We start from the raw sequence: 14961 nt of genomic DNA on the forward strand, positions 1-14961 counted from the left end.
GGTCGAATTCGTCAGGGGCGCCAGGTGATTCGGCCGCCCTGGAAGTCCTGGGCCTTACCGTTCTCGTAGTCGTATTCGTCACCGGTGGGGTAGCCGTAGACGCCGTCGGCGCCCGCTCGCGCTTCCCAGCTGGTCCGGATGGCGCCCCACACCGCGTGTGCGCCAGTGGCTTTGGACCAGTAGATCGCGCCGTCGTTGAAGAGGTTGAAGCGGCCGCTGTTCTTGGCGGGGGCCTCATCGGTGATCGGGAAGCCGAGGGGGCTGTTCTCCGCGCCGAGGGCATACCACTTGTCGCGGATGACGCCGCTCACCTGATGCGCCGAGGTGCCCACCGACCAGTAGATCGAGCCGCCCTGGAAGTGGCTGAACCGGCCGTCCTTCACCGGGGTGGACGTTTCGCTGGTCACGGGATAGCGCAGCCCGCCGGTCTCCGCGCCGAGGCCGCGCCACTTGTCCAGGATCGGGCCACCGAGCTCGTGCGCGCCGGTGTCGGGGTGCCAGTAGATCGCGGCATTGCGGTCGAAGGTCTGGAACTTGCCGCCGTTGGCGGCGTCGGACTCGGGCGCCGTCGGGTCGCCGAGGACGCCGCCACCGCCCGCCGCGTCGTATTCGACCTCGATCGCGCCGCCCACCTCGAACGGGCCGATCGGCCGGGCTTGCGCGGTGCCCGCGGTCAGCAGCGTCGCGAGCGCGACGGTGGCCGTGGTCAGCGCGGCGCGGCCGGACGGGCGGTGGGTACGAAGGCGGGCCAAGAGAACTCCTCAGTCAGGCGTTATTCGGTGACGAGACAGGGCGGAGCGTTGGTAGGCGATGATGGCATGTGGGCTCGACCAGCGCTCGCGCAGGTCAGGGTTGCCAGGTGATGCGGCCGCCCTGGAAGTCCTGGGCTTTGCCGTTCTGGTAGTCGTACTCGTCGCTGGTCGGGTAGCCGTAGCCGCCGTTGACGCCCGCTCTGGCCTCCCAGGTGGTGCGGATCGCGCCCCAGATGACGTGCGCGCCGGTGGCGCCGGACCAGTAGATGGCACCGTCGTCGAAGAGGTTGTAGCGGCCGTTGTTCTTGGCGGTGGCCTCGTCGGTGATCGGGAAGCCGAGGGGACTGTTCTCCCAGCCGTAGGAGCCCCACTTGTCGCGGATGGCGCCGCCGATCTGATGCGCGGCGGTGCCGAGGGACCAGTAGATCGAGCCGCCCTGGAAGTGGTTGTAGCGGCCGGGTTTCGAGGGTGTCGACTCTTCCCGCGTCACGGGATAGCCGAGCAGTCCGTTCTCGAAGCCGAGGTTGCCCCATTTGTCGCGGATGGCGCCACCGATCTGGTGGGCCCCGGTGGCCGGGTGCCAGTAGATGGAGGCGTTGCGCTCGAAGGCCTGGTACTTGCCGCCGCGACCCGCATCGGATTCCGGGTTGACCGGGTCGCCGAAGACGCCGCCCCCGCCGGCCTGGTCGTACTCGACCTCGATCGCCCCGCCGACATCGAAGGGCCCGATCGGCCGTCCGGCCGCGGTCCCCGCGGTCAGCAGGACCGCGATCGCGGCGGTGGTCATCGTCAGTGTGACGCGGGTGCGGCGTAGGCGTGCCAAGAGAAACTCCCTATGCAGGTGGTCGTAGACGAGACAGAGCGGAGCCCTATCAGGGTGCGGCCAGGTGCCGATCGGCAGCGAGGTCAGCGGATGCCGGAGTGAGCAAACTCGCATGCCGCGCGCCGCACATTTCCTTACCGATTTCGGCGCTCCTTTCGTTCGACGCGCGAAAGCTACTGTCGTGGCATCCGACACCCGGCCTATCGGACGCATCGTTATCGCCGTTAGTTGTCGCTGGTCACGGCGTTGTCGACGCACTCGAGTAGTGCCGGATCAGCCAGCGCGGCGACCATTCTTTCCAGCACCCGGGGTACTGACTTCCGGGCGGGGGAGGATGATCTCGGGGCTAAGCTCGGATCCATGGTCGAGACGACGAGAATCGTGCTTGCTGCCCGCCCGGAAGGTGCGCCCACCGCGGCGAACTTCCGCACCGAAACGGCCGAGTTGCCGCCCCTGGAAGAGGGGCAGGTGCAGTTGCGAACGTTGTATCTGTCCCTCGATCCGTATATGCGTGGCCGGATGAGTGCCGCGAAGTCGTATGCGAAGCCGGTGGAGGTCGGCGCGGTGATGGTCGGCGCCACGGTCGCCGAGGTGGTCGAGTCCCGCGACGCAGGATTCGCGAAAGGTGATGTGGTGCTGGCCTATTCGGGCTGGCAGTCGCATGATGTCGCGTCCGCGTCGAGCCTGCGCAAGCTCGATCCCGACAAAGTGCCGGCATCGACGGCGCTGGGTGTGCTCGGTATGCCCGGGTTCACCGCGTACTCGGGTCTGCTGAAGATCGGCCGGCCGCGCGCGGGGGAGACCGTCGTGGTCGCTGCCGCCACCGGTCCGGTCGGTTCGGCGGTCGGGCAGATCGCCAAGATCAAGGGCGCCCGCGCGGTCGGCATCGCGGGTGGGCCGAAGAAGTGCGCCGCCCTGCTCGACGAGTTCGGCTTCGACGTCGCACTCGATCACCGCGCCCCCGACTTCGCCGAGCAGCTGAAGGCCGCGGTGCCCGACGGCATCGACGTCTACTTCGAGAACGTCGCGGGCGCCGTCGCCGACGCGGTGTACCCCCTGCTCAACACCTACGCCCGCGTTCCCGTGTGCGGCCTCATCGCCAACTACAACGCGGCAGGTAACCCCGAAGGCCCGGACCATCTCCCCGCCTTCTACGGCCGCATCCTGATCAAGAGCCTCACCATCCGCGGCTTCATCCAGTCCGAGTTCGTCGAGGAACTCTTCCCGGACTTCCTGCGCGACATGTCCGACTGGGTAGCCGACGGCCGCGTCCACTACCTCGAGGACATCACCGAGGGCCTCGACAACGCCCCCGAAGCCTTCATCGGCCTCCTGGAAGGCCACAACTTCGGCAAGGTCGTCGTGAAAGTCGCCGACTAGCAACAGCTTTCGACCCGCCGCCACCCCTCGTGGCGGCGGGTACCTCGGCAGCGGTCAGGGTTTGCGGCCGATTCCCGCCCAGTACCAGGCGGATTCGGGGTCGGCGGGGGCTTCGTCGGAGGACGGGTGCCAGGTGACCACGGGAACGACGCCCGGCTCGATGAGCTCAGTGCCCGCGAAGAGGACCTCGGTTTCGCCGCGGCTGCGCGGATGAAAGGTGATGCCCGCGTGTTCGGCGGACTCGACCACGCGCGACATGGCGTGCTCGTCGAAGTCGGCGGTGGGGTGGGTGATCACGAGGTAGCTGCCGGACGGGACCACGTCGAGCAGGTTCTTGATGATGCCGTGCGGGTCGTCCTTGTCGCGGAAATACATCATGATCGCGACCAGCATGATGGCGACCGGTTGGTCGAGGTCGAGGGTGGCGGTGAGGGTGTCGTCGCGCAGGATGCCCGCGGGGTCATGCAGGTCGGCGTGGATGAACGAGGTCTTGCCCTGCGGTTTGCTGGACATCAGGGCGCGGGCGTGCGCGAGCACGATGGGATCGTTGTCCACATAGACCACGCGGGCCGCCGGATTGAGCCGCTGCGCCACTTCGTGGGTGTTGCCCGCGGTGGGGATGCCGGTGCCGATGTCGAGGAACTGGCTGATGCCTGCCTCGCTGGTCAGATAGTCGACCGCGCGGCCGAGGAACGCGCGGTTGGCGCGGGCCATGGTGCGGATGGCGGGGATATGGGTGGCGATGGCGTCGCCGAGCGCACGATCGGCCGGATAGTTGTCCCTGCCGCCTAGCCAATAATCGTAAACGCGTGCCTCGTGCGCGACGCTTGTATCGATCTTGGTCGGTAATGCGGCGGCGGTCTGTGCCTGACTGTCCGACATGGTGGTTCCCTCCTGTGGCGGCCCGGGAGAGTCGGGTCCGTAGCCGCCGAGTCGCCCACGGCTGGCGACTACTACTGCGAAACTTGCTCGCCAAGGATATTCCAGCGAACGCCCGGCACGCGGCGATTCAGCCGGATAGGGGAGGGTTTTCGGGCGGCCATCCGGATTCGGCGAACTTTTCCGCGCGCACCGCCATGATTGCCTCGACACTACAACAAACCGGTCGGTCGTCCTGGTGTAGGTTGGGGCGTTTGTCCGGTGTGTCGGCGGGCATACGTGATCTTGATGGGGTTGAATTGCCCAGGTCACGAGTTTTTCCGGCGACGAGCGGAAAGCAGGAGACGACATGGCACGAGTCCGCAGCGTCAGCTAGCGCCGTTGTGCCGACGGTGTCGTCGAATTCTTCGGCGGCGCGATTTCTTCGATAGCCGAGTCATTAGCGAACACACCGCGATTGCTCGTGTCCGGACCCACCTCAGCCTGCGAAAAGGAGCACGAACGTGAGCATGATTCTCGCCGCGCTACACGACACCGTTCTTGCGGAGGTCGGCAATCCGACACCGGAGGCGCCGCCCCTCGCGGATAAATTGCTGCAAATGGGCCGCTACTTCACCTGGCTGGTCCAACTGTCGGGTATCACCGCCATTACTTACGGCGGCGGCCGGTTCGCTTGGGAAAAGTGGAACGGCGGCGGTTTGCAATCGCCGAAGATGATCGCCAGCGCGATGGCGGGCGGCGCGGTCGCGACCAGCGCGGGCACCATCATGAACTCCGTGATCGGCTGATCCAGCACGACTTGCTGTCGCCGGCTCGGCGAGGTCGATCTCGTTGAGCCGGGTTCGGTTGTGCCAGTGGTGTATCGGCGCCCAGTCGCTTTGGGCGCTGGACCAACAATTGGTCGCTTGGTCAAAGTTGTTGTGTAGCAATCCATTTACAAACGACTATGACGCACGTCACATTGTGGTGTGACGACTGTCTCAGATACATTGTGTGCGATGAATCGCACGCGATGTATTTTGGAAACGGCGAGCGAAACGGCCGTCGAGTACCGAAAATCCGTCGCCGACCGCATTGTTGACCTGATCGCCGAGCACAGCGATCACGTTTTCGGTGTCGGCGGCGCGAATATCGAAGACCTCTACGACGCGGTACACCGCAGCGCGGCGCCGATCACCGGCATCGTCGCCAAGCACGAGTTCGGCGCCGCGACCATGGCCGACGGCTACGCGCGCACCACCAACCGGCTCGGCGTCGTGGCCGCCACCTCGGGTGGCGGCGCCTTGAATCTGATTGCGGCACTGGGGGAATCGTTCGATTCGCGAGTTCCGGTGCTGGCCCTGGTAGGGCAGCCACCGCTCGCGCTCGAGGGTCATGGGGCGTTTCAGGACACCAGTGGCGGCGCTGGGCGGATCGATGCGGAGCGGCTGTTCGGATCGGTGGCGCGGTGCTGTGTGAAGCTCACCCGGCCCGAGGATGTCACCGCGGCCGTCGAGCGGGCGATCGAAGTCGCGATGGCAGGCGGACCGGCGGTGCTGTTGCTGCCCAAGGACATTCAGTCCCAGCCGATGCCGGATGCGGGCTTCGCGGCCCGGGACGGTCTGCTCTTCGGCCAGAGGTTTGTTCGCGATGCGCCGGACACCCAAGACGAGGTGCTCGCACTCGTTGCCGCTGCCGTGGGTACCGGCTTGACGGTGATCGTCGCGGGGCCCGAGGTGGCGCGCGCCGATGCCAGGGCCGAACTCGTGATCATGGCAAGGGCGCTGCGCGCGGTGGTGGCGGTGACGCCGGATGCCAAGGACGCCTTCCCGAACGACCACCCGCTGTTCGTGGGTATCGCGGGCAGCATGGGCCATCCTCGGGTCGCCGAGCTCCTCGGCGATGCCGCCGTGTGCGTGTTGGTAGGCACTCAGATGCCGGTGCTGGCGCGCGCCGGTCTCGAAGCGGCACTGGCAAATTGCCCCACGGTGTGGCACGTGGGCGCGGAGCCGGCGTTCGTGCGGACAGACGCGTGGCTGCGCGGGCCGCTCCGGACCCGGCTCTTGGAGGTCGCGTCGGCAACAGCGCCCGCGAAACCTGGATACGAGCCGCCGCGGCCGATACCGTCTCCCGCACTGCGCGTCCCGTCGACCTCCGGTCCGGGGGTGCGCTACCGCGACGCGATCGAAGCGATCAACGCAAGGCTCACGCCGGGCACGGATGTCGTTGTCGACGCGGGCAATACGGGCGCGGCGGCCGTGCATCACCTTCCGGTGCCGCCCGATAGCCGCTTCGTCATCGCCCTCGGCATGGGCGGCATGGGCTACGCGTTCGGCGCGGGCATCGGCAGCGCGATGGGCCGGCGTCGCAGGACATTCGTAATCGCCGGAGACGGCGCCTATTTCATGCACGGCCACGAGGTACACACCGCCGTCGAGCATCACGTGCCGGTGACCTTCGTGATCTTCAACAACAACGCGCACGCGATGTGCGTGACCCGCGAACAGCTCTACTACTCCGGCGATTACACCTACAACAGATTCGGCCCCGCGCGCATCGGTGCCGCGGTCGCGGCGATGTTCCCGCGTATTCCGGCCTACTCCACCGACACTCGCGCGGCATTCGAGGCCGCGCTCGACGCGACCCACGATGCGAAAGGTCCCGTATTCATCGAAATCCTCTGCGACCCAGACGAAATTCCACCGTTCGCGCCGTTTCTGAAGGAGATCACCGCATGACCGACACCGCACCGGCCCCGAGCAAGGCCGAGCCCATCGAAGCTCCGGACATCGACGTTCCCGGTGTGTATCGGGTCGACAATATGAGCCTGAAACAGGCCATGCCGATGGTTCTCGAGATGACCCGCGCGGTGTATCCGCACGACGAGGTGTATGGACAGTTCTGCACCGTGCACGAGTTCATCGCGGCGCCGCCGGACGAGGTGTTCGACTATCTCGCCGACACCAGGAGCCTGTGCGAATGGACCTACAGCATGCGGGGTTTCGAGCGGACCGATAAGCCGGACCTGTGGGTGTCCGACGATCGCATCGGCGATCACACCCGCATCTACACCCGGACCGTCGCCAATGCCGCCGCGCGCACCGTCGACTACCACTGCGCCTGGGATCAGCCCGACCACCTCTGGATGGTCTACATGATGCGGGTCGCCGACGCGCAGGTGGTGCTGAACAAGCCGGGATCGGTTGTCCTGTGGACCAATTGTCACCACCCGTTCTACGACGAGAACGGCTACCCGGAGACCGCGCCGCCGGAGCGCCCGGTCTGGGTCGGCGATTTCTGGAATATCTTCTACGCGGGCCATCTGCTGGAACTGCGCAATGTGAAGGCGATCTGCGAACACCGCCACGCCAACGGGCAGCCGATCAAGCCGGAGTGGATGAGCTGATGAGCACCGCGACCGACACCGTCAGCCTCGTCGACGTTTCCAGCTACCTGCCCAAAAATCGGGTCAGCGCGGACTATTTCGCCCGCTACGCCTCGCCCGAAGACGCTATCTCGAGCGCGATGTTCAAGGCGCCGCCGTTCCGCAGCCACATCGCCCCCGGCGAAACGCCCGCCGATATGGCCGAACAGGCCATCGCCGCGATGGTGGAGCGGCGCGGCACCGCATTGCTCGACGAGGTCGACATTCTCATCGTGCACACCCAGATGCCGGAGACCTTTATCGTCGGCAACGGCGGCGAGATCGCCGAGCGGTTGGGGATCACCCCGGAGTGGCTGATCGACCTGCACAACGGCGGATGCGCCGCCTTTATCCACGCTATGAAGGTCGCGCGGCAGATCCTGACGAGCAGCGACGCGCGCTCCGCGCTGATCGTGACCGTGCAGAACGCCGCGGGCCAGATATTCACCCAGGACCAGGTGCGCGGCAAGCCGCAGGCCGCCGTCCCCGGCGATGGCGCCGGCGTCGGGCTGCTCGTCAAATCCGGCGACTCACCGATTCTCGATATCGAGACCCGTCATCTCCCGGAGTTCGCCGGGCAGATGACGGTGGTCGCCGATCCGCCGCGCAAGTATTGGGAAGCAGGCACGGGCCAACTGCATGTCGGCTTCACCGAGTCCAAGATCGCGAAAGTTCTTGCCCGCGGTAACCGCATCGTCCCGGAGGCGGCACACGCCGTGTGCGCCCGCATCGGCGTGCGATCGGAAGACCTGGACGTGCTGGTGACCAACCAGCCGAACCGCGCCTTCCTGCGCAACTGGCGCGACGCCCTGCAACTACCGATCGAACGGCACCCCGACACCTTCGACGAATGCGGAAACCTGTTCGCCGCGGGCATGCCCGTCACCTTCGACCAGGCCGTGCGGGCGGGCCGGGTGCCCGCCGGATCGCTGGTAATGTTCGCCGGTTTCGCCCACGCCGGTGACTTCGCCGCGGCAGCCGCGGTGCGCTGGGGCGGGCGCTGAGGAGCCGATGATTGTGCACCCCGCGCAACTCGGTCACCAGCTTTCGCTCAACGAGAACCCGTACGGCCCACTGCCTTCGGTGCGGGCGGCGCTGACGGACGCGCTGGTCGCGGCCAATCGCTATCCCGAATTCCTGCCGCGCAGGCTGCCCGGGCTGATCGCGGAGCGGCTCGGTTACCCACCGGATCGCGTCGTGGTCGGCGCGGGGGCGACCGGCGTGATCATGCATATCCTGCAGGAGTTCGTGACGCCCGGCGCGGCCGTCGTGATGGCGGCACCGACCTTCGACGGCTACCCGCTGCTCACCGACACGGTGGGCGGCCGGGTCGTCGAAGTGCCGTTGACGCGCGACGGCCATCAGGATCTGGCGGCGATGTCGGCGACCATCGACCCCGGCACGGCGGTGGTCGTGCTGTGCAGTCCGCACAATCCCACCGGCACCTGCCTGCGGCACGACGCGCTCGCCGGGTTCCTCGAACGCACCGACCCGTCGGTGACCGTCGTTTTCGACGAGGCGTACATCGATTTCGTGCCGCCCGGCGACCGTGCCGACACCGCCGCGCTGGTCGAACGGCACCCCAACCTGGTCGTGACGCGCACGTTCTCCAAGGCGTACGGGCTCGCCGCGCTGCGCGTCGGTTACGCCTTCGGCGCGGCGCCGGTGATCGCGCGAATACGCCGCTGGCAGCTGCCTTTCGGGATGACCGCGCTGGCCGAGGCCGGTGTCCGCGCCTGCTATGCCGCGGAGGCGGAATTGGCGCTGCGCACCGAGACGATCACCCGCGAATGCGGCATACTCACCGCGGCCCTGCGCGAGCTCGGCTACCGGGTGCCGACCAGCGCCGCGAACTTCGTCTACCTGTCCGGCTGTGCCCCCGCCGAGCTCGACCGGCTGCGCGTGGGCTTCGCCCGGGACGGCATTCAAGTGAAGCACTGCGCCACCGGTATCCGGATCACCGTCGGCGACACCGCGGCGACGACGGCGGTCGTCACCGCGGCACGGTGACGCCGCTCTCCCTAATACGTTGAAACACGAACTGCTGCAACCAGTGTCGGTCCATTGAGCAATGCGCCGGTGACCGGTAAGTGAACTCGTCGCGACCTGGGCCGGTTCGCGTGGCGCAGACGGTTCCTCGTGGGTCATCGTGGATATCGACCCCTCCGCGTCGCGCGAGGAGAGTCGCCGATCGCGAGGGATGAGCCGGAGGGGGAAGTCGCGTGAGCATGGACCTCCCCGAGGATCTCCGCTGGCTCGGCTGGATCGCCGGGTCGACGTGGCCGGACGGCGACGAGGACGCGATGTGGGCGATCGCCGCGGCATGGAAGACCGCGAGCCAGGAGCTGAAAGCGCAGCTCGCGCACATCGACACGGCCAAGCAGGGCACCGTGCGGGCCTATCCGCAGGGCCACGCCGCCGAGGAGATGGGCCACCTGTTCGACGGGCTCCGCAGCGGCGACCAATCGCTGGAATCGCTGGCGCAGTACCTGGAGCAGATCTCGGACTCGACCTTCGACCTGGGCACCCAGCTGCAGGCGACCAAGCTCACGATCGTCATCTCGCTGGTCTGGCTGGCGATGGAGATCCTGTGGGCGTGGATGTTTCCGCCGACCGCGCCCGCCGTGGAGGCCGCCGCGGTCACGACCACCCGCTCGTTCCTGCGGGTGTTCGAGGACATGGTGCAGAAGATGATTCAGAACCTGGCGCGCAAGCTGGGTGCTTCGGCCGAGAAGCGGTACTTCTGGAAGACGTTGGCCGGCGGGCGGTTTGTGCTGCCGACCGCCAAGGGCTGGGGCGTTTACGGCGTGAAGTTCGCCGAAACCGCCGTCACGTCAGGCGGATTGAACGCCGCGGTGCAGCTCGGCCAGATGGCCGACGGGAAGCGGCGGCACTTCGACGGCAAAGAATTCGGCGTGTCCGTGTTCGCGTCGGTCGCGTCAGCGCTGCCGTCGCGCGAGTTCGCGCGGTACCTGGGCAACGGGATCGACAAGCTCGCCGGCAGGCAGCTGAACAATGTGTGGGGGCGCACCGGGCGCGGCGCGTTCATCGGCGCCGGGGCGGGCGTGGTCGGCTCGGCATCGGGAAACCTCGCCGTCGGTGTGGCGACCGGAGACTGGTCGTCGTTCACGACACCCCAAGGCTGGGTCGGCGGTGCCGCGCGCGGCGGACTCGTCGGTGGCGCGCGCGGCGCCTTCGCGAAGTCGAGCCCGATCTCGCGATCCGATGTGCGGTATCCGCTGTGGATGCACAAGCCGGGCTCGCCGCGGACGCCGCCGTCGAATGCGGCGAGCCGGGGTAGCTCGGTGCATGACGGTTCGACTCGATCGTCCGGCGGATCCTCGATCGAGATGCAGTCGCTGAACAGTGGCGGCCGAGGCGGTTCGGGCTCTCGGGGGTCGGAGGTTTCGGGCGGTCGAAGTGTGCAGAGCAGTTCGCATAGGACCGGATCTGCGCCGTCTGCGGTGCGGAGTGAAGGCTCGTCGCGTGGGACTGGGTCTGCGCCGTCTGTGATGACAAGTGTTGGGGGATCGCAGAATTCGCATTCGGCCCCGGTGGTGACCAACGGTTCGGGATCTCATCAGGGCCCGCCGTCGGTGAACTCGGGAGGCAGCACGGGGTCGGGTCGCAGCGACGGCGGCAGTCGGGGGACGCTCGACAGCGATGGGCGGTCGTTCCATTCCGACCGGGGGACGCTCGACAGCCAAGGGCGGTCGTTCCACACCGGCCGCGGGACGTTGGACAGTCAAGGGCAGTCGTTCCACACCGCACGGGAGTCGTACCGCACCGCGCAGGAGTCGCTCGGCGGAGATCGTTCCTCGGCGCATGCGTCGAGCGGCGACAGTCAGCCGTCGGTGCGCGGATCGAGCGGCGGCACTCAGTCGTCGGTGCACGGGTCGAGCGGCGACCAGGGGTCCACGGGATCGGGCCGGTCGTCGGGTCGTAATGGATTCGTGCCACCCACCTCGTGGGAGGCCTCGGTCGACGGCGGATGGCAGCCGCCCGCCGGTCGCGGGGCACTGGTCGAGGGGACCGCGCCGTCCGTATCTCCCCTCGGCTCGTCCGTCGGCGGCGAGACACGTTCGGTCAGCCCGATCCCCGGATCTCCGATGCCGAGCGGATCGGTCGGCGATCGGTCGAGCACGTCCGGCGCCTCCGGCTCGGGTGCCGCGATCACCCACCCGCCCTCGACGGCACCGTCGCGCGACACCGGCTCTACCCACTCCCGCGGAAACACGAATCCTCCTGTCCCACCAGACCATCACCGGGCCGCTCCACCAGATCCTTTCCTGGGTGCAAGCAAGGACATGAAGGCCAAGACCCGCCCGAAACGGCTTCCGTACTGGGAGCCGCTGCCCGGCGTTTTCCACGCACCCGAGGCGCCGGACGCCCGCGCCTGGGTGTTCGGCGATGAGGCCGAAGACGACCTTTCACCTGAGGGAACCGGCGAGGGCGTGGATGTGCCCTTCACGCTGAACCGCTAGATGACGAACGGAGAGTAGACAAATGGCAAGCATCGTCGAGGTCGACACCAACCAGCTGCGAAAAGCGGCAGTGGAGAGCGACGGGATCCACGACAGCATCTCGCGCACGCTCGGCACGCTGCGCGGCGTGGTGAGCGGCGGCGGTACCCCCTGGGGCAAGGACAGTTTCGGCGGCAAGTTCGCCGACGGCGACAAGGGATATATCGCGGCCCGCGAAAACCTGCTCGCCGCGATCGAACAGATGGCGACCACGTTCGGTGGCTACGCGGACGGCCAACGGAGTGCCGCCGACACCATGGACGCGATGGAGGCAGGCAACGCCCACCGGTAGCCGGCGCCTTTCCGGACCATATCGCCGATCAGGTCGATTCGGCCGCGCGCGTGCGGGTGGCGGTGGGTGTCTCACCGGTGTACCGACGATAGATGCGGCGGAAGGCGGCCGGATCGGCGTAACCAACTTGGCTTGCTATCGCGTCGACGGGTTCTCGGGTGGTGGTGAGCAGGATCGCGGCCTGTCCGACCCGCAGCCGATGCACGTACTCGGTGGGGGACACGCCAAGCCGGTCGCGGATACGCCGAGCCAGGGTGCGCGGCGAAACCGTTGCGGCCCTGGCTAATTCGTCGAGCGAGAGCTGGCGATTCAGATTGGCGTGCACGTACTGCTGGACTGTGCGCAGCGCCGGGTCGGTGGCGCGTAGATGCTCGAGCACCATGTACCGCGACTGCGACATGCGTGCGTCGAGCACCAGATAGCGGGCCACCTGCTCGGCGAGGGCGCCGCCGCCGAGGCGGGCGACCAGCCGCAGCAGCAGGTCGGTGTGGGCGAAAGCCGCACCGGCGGTCAGTATTTCGCCGCTATCGACGACCATGCGATCGGCTTGCAGGGCGACCTCGGGGAAGCGGCGGGCGAACAGCGGAGCCAGCCACCAGTTGGTGGTGGCGGCGCGGCCCGACAGGAGTCCGGTGGCGGCGAGCACGAAGGTGGCCGAGCAGGAGGCGGCCACCGTCGCGCCGGAATCGGCGGCCCGCCGGATGGTTTCGACGGCCAGCACCGTATCGCGCCGGGTCAGCAGTTCCTCGACGCGCGCTTCGGTGGCGGCGCCCGGGCCTGGTATCACCAAGACGTCGCCGGTCCCGAATGTGGCTGAGGCGAAGGGCGTTTCGGTATCGACACCGATGAGTCGCCCGCCACCGGATCGGATCGATGACCCGTCGACGGATACGACGCGCTGGCGCAGCGCTCCGCCCGTCAGGTCACCGGCGAGCGTGGCGGCCGTGTCGACGACGTCGATGCCAAGGCCGAGCGCTCCTTCGAGCACACCGTCCAGCGCGAGGTGCGTAATCACCTGGCGAGATTAGACCGAAGTATGGCGATATCGCCAATGGTGGTGTGCCGACCTGGTGCGACAGGATTCCTGTGTGCAGCAATCTCTCCCGCAGGACTCTCGCGACGATGACCTCGCCGATTTCACACCGCGGCCGATCACGCTCAATGGAGTCACCCGCACGGTGTATGTCAGTGGCACCGGACCGGCGGTCATCGTGATGGCGGAAATGCCCGGCATCAGCCCCGATGTGGCGCGTTTCGCTCGCTGGGTGCGGGATAGTGGGCTCCGGGTCTACCTGCCCGCACTGTTCGGCCGCGACGGCGCCTACCCCGAGGCAGAGGCCGGCATACAGGTGTTCAGACGCGCCTGCGTCAGTGCGGAATTCCGGGCCTTCGGCGCGGGCACGTCCAGTCCGGTGGCGGTGTGGCTGCGTGCCCTCGCGGCCTTTGCCCACAACGAATGCGGTGGTCAGGGCGTCGGTGCGGTGGGTATGTGCTTCACCGGCAATTTCGCGCTCACCATGATGCTCGAACCCGCGATGCTGGCGCCGGTGCTGTGCCAGCCGTCGCTGCCGCTGGACGAGCCCGGTGGTTTGGAGATCTCGCCCGGGGAGCTGGCGGCCGTGCGGGAGCGGCTCGATCGCGAGGATCTGGTGGTGCGGGCCTATCGTTTCGAGGGCGACCGCTTCTGTACCGAGCAGCGTTTCGCCGCCTATGCCGCGGCGCTCGGTCCGCGCTTCGAGTCGCGGGTGTTGCCCGCCGAGGCCGCGAATCCCGATTCGCCGCCGTTCTTCTCACAGATCATCGGCTGCCCGCACAGTGTGGTCACCGCGCATCTGGTCGACGCGGCGGGCGAGCCTACCGTCGCGGCCCGCGACGAAATCATCACCTTCCTCCTGGAGCAGCTGGCGTAAGTGATTGAATGCCCGGAAGGACACTCATTTTGCGGCGAGTTCGCGACAAATGAGTAGTTCATAGCGCGGAACATCACGCTCACTCGGCAGCGTCAACCTCGGACGCCCTGAATATTGGGCTGGAACGAATCCGACTCGGCCGCCGCCCAATCCACGGCCCACGACTACGGCGGCTCGATCAGCGATTGTCGCGCGCGCCGTCCTACTCATTTCTCTGCGACGACGGTTCCGGACTCGACATCAGGGGAGTCCGGCATCGCCGCAGTAGCGGCGTCCGCTCGCAGGATCGCTGAGGGAGCAGTGGGTCAGATATCGCCGTTGGTGCTGCCGATGTATTGATCGGACCATTTGCGCTTCATTCGCAGGCTGGCCTGGTTCACCTTGTCCCGCAGAAAGCCCATCGGCCGTCGGATATCAATGATCAGCACGATTCTGTCTTCGTCACTTTCATTGCTGACCTCGTGTTCGAAGGTATCGTCGATCAGCACGCTCTCACGCTCGCGCCAGGTGTGGTATTCGGTGTCTACACGGAGTTTGGGCGGGTTGGTGGACGGCACCTTCAGCGCAAGATGGTATCGAAGGATTCCGGCGTAGGGGCCGTTGTGTGCGTTGAGTTTCACTCCGGGTTCGAGGATCGAAATGAAGGCGTTGACCACACTCGGGGTACGTTCAGCGAACGAGACGATGGTCGGGCAGTCCCGGTACGCTCGAGGATTCGGCACGCCGAGCATATAGGCGTAGTACAGTCGCCAGTTGTCGGAGACCTCCGCGGCCCGAATCGGATCGATATCACGATACTGTGGCAGATGACGTTCGGCGATGAGTTCGGTCACCTCCTTTTTGATCTGGTCGAATTGAGATTCCAGCACTCGCGCCTCCGGAAAAAGTTTGTACGGCGACATGATGCGGAACCGCTGTTCTTTTCCGCTTGCGCGCAGGAAATAGCTGTTGACGGCGTTGCGGACAACAGGTTGATTGATGCTGAGCGAACCTTTCATG

The 14961-nt window shown here is 66.9% G+C and carries 14 protein-coding genes; 9 read left to right on the forward strand and 5 right to left on the reverse strand.

The window, feature by feature from the left end; translation table 11 throughout:
* Positions 1-11: 11 nt before the first annotated feature.
* Positions 12-752: an LGFP repeat-containing protein gene (locus tag ACIBCN_RS38195; RefSeq protein WP_396996977.1), complete on the reverse strand. Its 741-nt coding sequence runs from the start codon at positions 750-752 to the stop codon at positions 12-14.
* A gap of 94 nt (positions 753-846) precedes the next feature.
* Entirely contained in the window at positions 847-1575 is a 729-nt protein-coding gene (locus ACIBCN_RS38200; RefSeq protein ID WP_396996978.1) for an LGFP repeat-containing protein, read from the reverse strand.
* 360 nt (positions 1576-1935) lie between these two features.
* Here ACIBCN_RS38200 and ACIBCN_RS38205 point away from each other — a divergent pair, with 360 nt between their 5' ends.
* Entirely contained in the window at positions 1936-2955 is a 1020-nt protein-coding gene (locus ACIBCN_RS38205; RefSeq protein ID WP_396996980.1) for an NADP-dependent oxidoreductase, read from the forward strand.
* Positions 2956-3009: 54 nt separating this feature from the next.
* Here ACIBCN_RS38205 and ACIBCN_RS38210 read toward each other — a convergent pair whose 3' ends face one another.
* Positions 3010-3837 (reverse strand): SAM-dependent methyltransferase, encoded by an 828-nt coding sequence (locus ACIBCN_RS38210; protein WP_396996981.1) that lies wholly within the window; start codon positions 3835-3837, stop codon positions 3010-3012.
* Between the two features lie 506 nt (positions 3838-4343).
* On the opposite strand from ACIBCN_RS38210, the gene ACIBCN_RS38215 reads away from it, so the two are divergent.
* From ACIBCN_RS38215 to ACIBCN_RS38245, 7 genes are all read left to right on the forward strand, one after another.
* Positions 4344-4622 (forward strand): hypothetical protein, encoded by a 279-nt coding sequence (locus ACIBCN_RS38215; protein ID WP_364736101.1) that lies wholly within the window; start codon positions 4344-4346, stop codon positions 4620-4622.
* Between the two features lie 210 nt (positions 4623-4832).
* Positions 4833-6551: a thiamine pyrophosphate-binding protein gene (locus tag ACIBCN_RS38220; protein WP_396996982.1), complete on the forward strand. Its 1719-nt coding sequence runs from the start codon at positions 4833-4835 to the stop codon at positions 6549-6551.
* Positions 6548-7219 (forward strand): SRPBCC family protein, encoded by a 672-nt coding sequence (locus ACIBCN_RS38225; RefSeq protein WP_396996983.1) that lies wholly within the window; start codon positions 6548-6550, stop codon positions 7217-7219. Before ACIBCN_RS38220 ends, ACIBCN_RS38225 begins: the two co-directional genes overlap by 4 nt.
* Complete coding sequence (locus ACIBCN_RS38230; protein ID WP_396996984.1) at positions 7219-8241, forward strand: 3-oxoacyl-ACP synthase III family protein; 1023 nt, start codon at positions 7219-7221, stop codon at positions 8239-8241. The genes ACIBCN_RS38225 and ACIBCN_RS38230 overlap by 1 nt, the downstream gene beginning before the upstream one ends.
* Before the next feature lie 7 nt (positions 8242-8248).
* On the forward strand, positions 8249-9247 hold the full coding sequence (locus ACIBCN_RS38235) for a pyridoxal phosphate-dependent aminotransferase (RefSeq protein ID WP_396996985.1): 999 nt from the start codon (positions 8249-8251) through the stop codon (positions 9245-9247).
* 212 nt (positions 9248-9459) lie between these two features.
* On the forward strand, positions 9460-11721 hold the full coding sequence (locus ACIBCN_RS38240) for a hypothetical protein (RefSeq protein WP_396996986.1): 2262 nt from the start codon (positions 9460-9462) through the stop codon (positions 11719-11721).
* A 22-nt stretch (positions 11722-11743) separates the two neighbouring features.
* A complete protein-coding gene (locus tag ACIBCN_RS38245) occupies positions 11744-12052 on the forward strand; it encodes a hypothetical protein (protein ID WP_396996987.1) in 309 nt (102 codons plus the stop codon).
* Between the two features lie 28 nt (positions 12053-12080).
* Here ACIBCN_RS38245 and ACIBCN_RS38250 read toward each other — a convergent pair whose 3' ends face one another.
* A complete protein-coding gene (locus ACIBCN_RS38250) occupies positions 12081-13067 on the reverse strand; it encodes a GlxA family transcriptional regulator (RefSeq protein ID WP_396996988.1) in 987 nt (328 codons plus the stop codon).
* Between the two features lie 73 nt (positions 13068-13140).
* On the opposite strand from ACIBCN_RS38250, the gene ACIBCN_RS38255 reads away from it, so the two are divergent.
* On the forward strand, positions 13141-13962 hold the full coding sequence (locus ACIBCN_RS38255) for a dienelactone hydrolase family protein (protein WP_396996989.1): 822 nt from the start codon (positions 13141-13143) through the stop codon (positions 13960-13962).
* 305 nt (positions 13963-14267) lie between these two features.
* On the opposite strand, the gene ACIBCN_RS38260 is transcribed toward ACIBCN_RS38255, so the two are convergent.
* Positions 14268-14960, reverse strand: coding sequence for an aspartyl/asparaginyl beta-hydroxylase domain-containing protein (locus ACIBCN_RS38260; protein WP_396996990.1), 693 nt, complete (start codon positions 14958-14960; stop codon positions 14268-14270).
* Position 14961: the final 1 nt, after the last annotated feature.

This window comes from Nocardia sp. NPDC051052 (assembly GCF_044456045.1).
Taxonomy (GTDB): Bacteria; Actinomycetota; Actinomycetes; order Mycobacteriales; family Mycobacteriaceae; genus Nocardia.